At 61.8% G+C, this 1,968-nt stretch carries 3 protein-coding genes; all 3 read right to left on the minus strand.

Annotated elements, in window-relative coordinates:
- Positions 1-292 (minus strand): biotin/lipoyl-containing protein (locus tag A985_RS23850; RefSeq protein ID WP_039829726.1); only part of this gene is annotated, 292 nt, incomplete at its 3' end.
- 20 nt (positions 293-312) lie between these two features.
- A complete protein-coding gene (locus A985_RS0101910; RefSeq protein WP_026131554.1) occupies positions 313-894 on the minus strand; it encodes an MFS transporter in 582 nt (193 codons plus the stop codon).
- Between the two features lie 82 nt (positions 895-976).
- Positions 977-1,968: dihydrolipoyllysine-residue acetyltransferase (locus A985_RS0101915; RefSeq protein WP_017231739.1), on the minus strand; the 992-nt coding region annotated here is incomplete at its 5' end.

Here is a 1,968-nt window from a genome sequence, read left to right on the forward strand (position 1 = left end):
CAGGCGCTGCCGGCGCGGAGGCGGCCACCGGGGCTTCGGCCTTGGCGGCACCGGCACCGTCCACTTCGACAAGCGCGATCAGCGTGCCTTGACTGGCCTTGTCGCCCACCTTGATCTTCACTTCCTTGACCGTGCCCGACACTTCCGACGGCACTTCCATGGACGCCTTGTCAGACTCAAGCGTAATGAGCGATGCATCCTTGGCGATCTTGTCGCCCGGCTTGATCATCACTTCGATGACATCCACGCCCTCTGCGCCGATGTCCGGTACTTTGACTTCGATGAGACTCATGCGGGGTCTCCCTGTCGCATTTATGACTTGATGGTGGTATCGATCGGAAACGTGTGCACCTGAAACGGGGCGGCGGAACTCTTGTCGAACTCCGCCCCCGCCTTCACGCCCGCTTCGGCGATGGCGCTGGCACTCAGATCCTGGTCATAGAGGGCGTACATGGCGCCGAGCGCGAAATTGCGCCCTGAGCCAATCCCCCAGAACCGATCGAAAACAAACACTTCCCGGTAGGAATAAATCCCGTAGATGCCGGTCGGATTCGCGATCACGCAGGTGATCTGCGACGACTCGTACGGATCGTCTTCCTCTTCCTTGGTGTTGAGGAAATACTCTTCCTTGAGCTTCTGGTGGACGCGGCAGAACGTGCGGAACACCTCGTCACGCGAGTGCAGACGGCATTCGTCCGCCATACCGGAGAGAATGGCGCGCATGACCGGAAAGTGTGCGGTCGTGCCCGCCAGGCCAACATAGGAATCGCCTACGAGAAAAACCTTGCGATTTTCCTCGTACGATTGCGAGAGCCGCGTATCGCCGAACGTCACAAGCGAATCGGCGGCAATCGCGATCTCACCGGCCTTCTTGACGACTACCACGGTGGTCATGATGCCCTCCCCGTCCAGATCCTGAAGCGTTCGCGCGAGCGCCGCCGGACTTGCGCTTGCGCGCAACCGGCGGCGCCTGCCATTACAGCATCGCGCGACGGAAATCCTGCAACAGTTGCCCCAGGTAGGCGTTGAAGCGTGCCGCCTCGGCGCCGTCGATCACACGGTGATCGTAAGACAGCGACAGCGGCAGCGTCAGTTGCGGCAGGAATTGCTGCTTGCGCTCATCCCACACCGGCTTCTGATACGAACGCGACAGGCCCAGAATGGCCACTTCCGGTGCGTTGATGATCGGCGTGAAGGTTGTGCCGCCGATACCGCCGAGCGACGAGATCGAGAAACACCCGCCTTGCATCTGGTCAGGCTTGAGCTTGCCTTCGCGGGCGAGCTTCGCCAGTTCCGAGGTCTCGCGAGCGATTTCGAACACGCCCTTCTTGTCGGCGTCGCGAACAACTGGCACCACCAGACCGTTCGGCGTGTCGGCGGCGAAACCGATGTGGAAGTACTGCTTGAAGACGAGGTTGTCGCCGTCCAGACTTGCGTTGAACGTGGGGAACTTCTTCAGAGCCATCACACAGGCCTTGACGACGAAGGCGAGCATCGTGACCTTGACGCCAGCCTTCTCGTTTTCCTTGTTCAACTGCACGCGGAACGCTTCGAGTTCGCCAATATCCGCTTCGTCGTTGTTCGTGACGTGCGGAATCATGACCCAGTTGCGGTGCAGGTTTGCACCCGAGATCTTCTTGATGCGCGAGAGCGCCTTGGGCTCGATCGGACCGAACTTCGAGAAGTCGATCTTCGGCCACGGCAACAGGTTCAGCTCACCACCACCGGCAGGCGCGGCGCCCGACACAGCAGGGCGATTGCCCGCAAGCGCGCTCTTGATGAAGTTACGCACATCGTCAACGACCACGCGGCCCTTCGGACCGGTCCCCTTCACTTGCGTCACATCCACCCCCAGTTCGCGGGCGAACTTGCGCACCGACGGACTGGCGTGGCTGATCGGCGGATGGTCCGACGCGGCAGCGGGGGTCGCTGGCGCGGCGGTCGGGGCCGGCGCCGGAGCCGGGGCTG

The sequence above is a fragment of the Pandoraea sp. B-6 genome, assembly GCF_000282835.1.
In the GTDB taxonomy this organism is placed as follows: domain Bacteria; phylum Pseudomonadota; class Gammaproteobacteria; order Burkholderiales; family Burkholderiaceae; genus Pandoraea; species Pandoraea cepalis.